Source organism: Microcystis sp. M53602_WE12 (genome assembly GCF_030065455.1).
GTDB lineage: Bacteria > Cyanobacteriota > Cyanobacteriia > Cyanobacteriales > Microcystaceae > Microcystis > Microcystis aeruginosa.
Genome location: NZ_JASJFB010000319.1, coordinates 1 through 5,124 on the forward strand (window position 1 = coordinate 1; position 5,124 = coordinate 5,124).

Annotated in this window: 5 protein-coding genes; 1 reads left to right on the top strand and 4 read right to left on the bottom strand. The window is 41.4% G+C overall.

Annotation, left to right across the window (positions count from 1 at the left end):
* The first annotated feature begins 391 nt into the window (after positions 1 to 391).
* Positions 392 to 1,285: a formylglycine-generating enzyme family protein gene (locus PX482_RS11340; RefSeq protein ID WP_002760943.1), complete on the top strand. Its 894-nt coding sequence runs from the start codon at positions 392 to 394 to the stop codon at positions 1,283 to 1,285.
* 491 nt (positions 1,286 to 1,776) lie between these two features.
* Here PX482_RS11340 and PX482_RS11345 read toward each other — a convergent pair whose 3' ends face one another.
* The 4 genes from PX482_RS11345 to PX482_RS11360 form a co-directional block, all read right to left on the bottom strand.
* A complete protein-coding gene (locus tag PX482_RS11345; RefSeq protein ID WP_002760941.1) occupies positions 1,777 to 2,691 on the bottom strand; it encodes a DNA adenine methylase in 915 nt (304 codons plus the stop codon).
* Between the two features lie 72 nt (positions 2,692 to 2,763).
* Positions 2,764 to 3,279, bottom strand: coding sequence for an alpha/beta hydrolase (locus PX482_RS11350; RefSeq protein WP_002760940.1), 516 nt, complete (start codon positions 3,277 to 3,279; stop codon positions 2,764 to 2,766).
* A gap of 167 nt (positions 3,280 to 3,446) precedes the next feature.
* Positions 3,447 to 3,773 (bottom strand): fluorescence recovery protein, encoded by a 327-nt coding sequence (frp, locus tag PX482_RS11355; protein WP_502846461.1) that lies wholly within the window; start codon positions 3,771 to 3,773, stop codon positions 3,447 to 3,449.
* A 229-nt stretch (positions 3,774 to 4,002) separates the two neighbouring features.
* Positions 4,003 to 4,965 (bottom strand): orange carotenoid-binding protein, encoded by a 963-nt coding sequence (locus PX482_RS11360; protein WP_002760936.1) that lies wholly within the window; start codon positions 4,963 to 4,965, stop codon positions 4,003 to 4,005.
* Between the last annotated feature and the right edge of the window lie 159 nt (positions 4,966 to 5,124).

Here is a 5,124-nt window from a genome sequence, read left to right on the forward strand (position 1 = left end):
ATAATAAATTTGGCAGAGGATTAAAGATTAGTTATTGTGACTAACTCTTTTGGTTAGAACAAGATAAACTTGAGAATCTTCGGTCAAATTTATTGACTCAAAATCAGCTATACTTAATTTAAATGAAACAGCCCTACCCTTATCAAGGGGGGTAGGGGGGATCGGCACCCTCCTTATCAAGGGGGGTGGGGGGGATCGGCACCCTCCTTATCAAGGGGGGTAGGGGGGATCGGCACCCCCCTTATCAAGGGGGGTAGGGGGGATCGATGCCCCCCTTATCAAGGGGGGTAGGGGGGATCGATGCCCCCCTTATCAAGGGGGGTGGGGGGGATCGAACCCAAAATCTATCTTCAATTTAATTATAACCAGCTACTTAACCGCTTCAGAAAAAATGACTAAATTAATCATTCACCGACAGCAACGAGAAGCACAATATTACAGCGAGAATTTAGGGGAAGGGATTAATCTCGACATGATGCTTATCCCTAGCGGTTCCTTTCAGATGGGAACCCCAGATCAAGAAATAGAAAGACTCTGTAAAGAATACGATCGAGACTATTTTCAAAGAGAAAGTCCTCAACACACCGTTAATATTTCAGCTTTTTTCATGGGACGCTATCCCATCACCCAAGCACAGTGGCGAGCGATCGCCGCAACTGCTAAAATAGACATCGATCTAGAACTAGAGCCTTCCTACTTCAAAGAGCCATATCAAGAGCAGGATAGATGGACAAGACCCGTAGAACAAGTAAACTGGGAGCAAGCAACAGAATTCTGTAAACGATTATCAAGGGAAACAAAACGGGAGTATCGGCTACCGAGTGAGGCAGAATGGGAATATGCCTGTAGAGCGGGGACAACAACCGCTTTTCATTTTGGGGAGACGATTACCACAGATTTGGCTAATTACAGCGGAACTGATTGGGAAAGAGACAAAAAAGTTTATCCAGGGAATTATGGAAGGGGACTAAAAGGCATCGATCGAAAACAGACGACACCAGTAGGCTATTTTAAGGTAGCTAATGCCTTTGGTCTGTACGATATGCACGGAAACGTTTGGGAATGGTGTCAGGACGATTATCACCCTAATTATCAAGGCGCACCCACGGATGGGAGTGCTTGGATTAGCAAGAACAAATATACTACAAAAGTGCTGCGGGGCGGTTCCTGGGGCAACGATCCTTATTACTGCCGTTCCGCGTTTCGCTACTACATCGACCGCCGCGACGACCGCTACTACAATTTCGGTTTTCGGGTAGTCTGCGTATTCGGGAGGACTCTGTAACCCTTTTCCTCTTTTTTCCCTTTTTACCCTCACATCTGATAATTTTTAACGCCTACCTACTTAGGGTTTGCTGAAAAAGTACGGGCGAAGCATTCGGGCAATAACCTATCGGTGAAACCGTAGATTTTCTATCCGAATGCTTCGCCCCTACAGGACGCGGGCCGATGAAGACGCAAGGTTTGGAAGCACGATTCTCTGAAAATCTGGCACCTGTTTCACGAGAAAAGCCGCAAAACCCTTACCTTGCCTACATTTCACATTTATTCAGCCAGCCCTACTTAGAACTGGCTGAATAAATCTAAAAACCTTGTTGGGTAAGACTTTTAGACTTTTTTTCTCAAAAAGTGTCAACTATTGGAGTGATCGGGGAGAAATTTAGGCACTTTTTCCCTGAAAATTAGGTAATTTGCCATCTAAAAATCGACAAAACCCCACACCCCACACCCCACACCCTACACCCTGCCCCCGGGAAAAACTTTTTGCCGCAAACCCTAATTATTGATCAGTAATTCCCAGATTTCTCCCCTATTATTGCCCTGGGAATTAATATTTCTTCGGGCTTTTACCCTTTGAATATTATAATTTTTATATAAATCATCAAAAAAATTATTGTCAGAGTCAAAGTTTTTAAGGTCGGAATTACTTAAAATAAATTTATAACCAGCCTGATCCAATCGATCGATAAATTCTTTTAATCTTATTTGCTCCTCATCGTTAAAATCTTCTTTAGTATAAGAGGTAAAAGCTGATGTTTTTTTAATCGGTTTATAGGGAGGATCAAAATAAAATAAAGTCTTGTTATTGGCATAATTTAGGGTTTGGACAAAATCCCCTTGTAGGATCGTCACTTTCTGTAAATGATGATTGACAGCTAATAGGTTTTCTTCATTGCAGATCAACGGTTTGACATATTTTCCAAAGGGGACATTAAAAAGTCCTTTGCTATTGACTCTATAAAGTCCATTAAAACAAGTTTTATTGAGAAATAATAACAAAACTGTTTTTTCTAGACAGTCATCGCAGCTGCGAGAATTAAATTCTATTCTTTTATCTAAAAAAAACTTTTGTTGTTCCTCTAGATTTTTAAGTTCATAAAAATCCTGCTGAATTTTTTTAAGCTTGACTATTAATTCTTTGACATTATTTTTAATAACATTATAAGCCCTGATTAAATCAGGATTGATGTCATTAATAATGACTTTTTGGACAGAAGAAAAATTATTTAAGACTGAGAATAAAACTGCCCCACCTCCGACAAAAGGTTCAATGTAGTTAAACTGACAATCCTGAGAAATATGGGAATTAATTAAAGATATAATATTGGGAACCAGTTGAGTTTTGCCTCCCGCCCACTTTAAAAAAGGTTTGCCGCTAACTGTTTTCCTTTGAGACAAAGAAGTGGTCATTATTCCTACCAGATTATCCTAATTTATTCAATTTACAGCGCAATTCAAGAAAACCTGAAGGCGGATTTGGGATCAGAAAGGTAAACGGGGCATTTTTTTCAATACTGACTCAATTTGGTTGATTAAATCCAGCAGACGATTGCCATCCACATGAACCTCGCTGGTGGGATAATTGTCGAGGACTTCGATGATTTGAATCTCATTATCATTAATGGCAGAAGTGACTAGGGAACCCCGTAAAGCTTGCCGACTAGCAGCCCGATTGGGGGTGTGGACAATTTCGGCGGCGTAATCTAGCAAACTTTCGCCAAAAAAACTATTAAGAAATTTGGAAAGAAAGACGGCATCCACCGCTACCCGACGATTAAGGATTTTACGGAATTCTTCGGGTTTTTGGTTAGCCATCTTTAATTGTGACGCTAAAGCGGGAGCTAATTCGCCTGTTTCGCTCAATTGCTTTAATTCTGATACCGATACAGACCCTTGGAAGATGTAGTATTTGATGATAGCTGATTCGGCGGCTGACAAAGACTGACAAACACCGAGAAAGATAGATATTCCTAGGGGAAGTAAAAGATTTTTGAACATAAACCAAAGGTGCAAAACAAGCGAAAAGCGATCGGGATGATTGACTCATTCTAGCGGAATTGGTTGCCGCTTAGGAAAAACTTAAGACGGTGTGGATTATCTAGAGATGAATTTTTTAGTCACCCAACTAGGGGCAGAAAGCTGATAGCTTAATGCTAATCACTAATTTACATTCGCGAGAGAGCAGCGATTTTCGCTAGTTTATCTTTTTCCAAACCGTTGAGATCCTCTAGCTTCAACCATCCTTCCTTTAATAGTTGAGCAAAGACAAAAATTAGGGAAGTATAGCGATAGTCATATTTACCATCAATCTGATGTCGTCGGGCGCTTAGATAATCGTGCATTTGCCAGATATCATCTAAAACCGTGATCTGACCAGACTGTTCTTTAATATGTTCTATTAAAGTCCTAGTTTCTCGCTGATAAGCTTTTTGGAAAGCAGTTTGAGCAATTTCTTGTTCGGTATCTGACCAAATTATTTCACTCATAGGCATGATTTTAGTTTTAGGGATGATAATTTTGGGTTTTTGAACTACCTCGACTCTTTTCGCCCACATCTGTAAGAATGATTGTTTAGTTATTCTTACCTAGATCGGAGAAGAAACCGGTGTATTTACCAATTTTTTTAAGTCAGCCTTTTAATTGTATAAAAAAAAGAGTTCACTTGACAAGGAACTCTAATAAGTTTCATCAGAATTTTTAATGATTTCTCTCAGTAGCTATTTAGCCACGGGCAAAGTTTAATAATTCTTTCGGAGAAGCTAATAAATCGATCGCTACGAAGAAAATTTTATTATCAGGAGTTAGGAGGAAGCGCCATGCCATATTCATACCCACACCCGCACCAAACCAGGGGGTTTGTACTTTTCCCGTCACTTTAATCTGAGTAAAACCGTCATCGGCGGGTTCCACTACACCGCATTCGGGGATTAATTTCAAATTTTGGCATTCTTCGCGGAAAAAGCGATATACTGCCTCTTTACCGACGATGGGACGTTGGAAAGGTGGTTGCAGAGCGCCGTCAGGGGTGAATAATTCAATTAATACATCAAAGTCATTAGCGTTGAGGTTGTCCATATAGTTGAGGACGGTGGCATTGGTAACGCCTTCAATGCTAACTTTGGTCCGTTCGGCAATATTTTGGGGAGGAACCACGGGTTCGGAAATACGGTTATAATCGCCCAGTTTCTTCGGATCATAGCCCATATCGACCACACAATTCCGCAGAACGGTGATTTGTTGTCCCGACTCTAATTTTTTAATCCCGTCTAAAACGGCGGTAGCATTAGCAGATAGTTCATAACCCTTGGGAATTGGGGCAACACTGCCATCTTCCATCCATTGTCCTAATTGATACCAGAATCCCAGCTTGATATTAGCAGACCAAGTGCCATAGGTACGACAAATCGGGGTGTCAGCATGGTTGGCTAAGTCGCACATCACCTGCGACTGTTGCAGGGGTGACATCTGCCGAATTTCATTCATGGTTTTTTCGGCAAACACCATACTAGCAGCGCCGGGGGCGGCAACGGTGATGGTTTTGCCCATTTCTAGATAGGCAAACCAAATCAAGGCTAGTTGATCTTCGGTATTCAGCTGATTGAAACGCGCAATCGTGGCAGGAACCACATCCGCTGATAGCGTGTTGGGGAAAATGCTCCGCGCTGATTCGATCGTAAACGGCATAGATTCACCTTGAAGTAAAGTTTTGTATCAATTTACCCCCATTCTATCATATTTGCGCCCCAAGGCAGCACCGATGGAGAAACTTTCCCAAAAAAAGCTGTACTTTAGATCACACTTGCCCGGGATTATCACCAAATCTTAATGGTTGAACAACTGTTC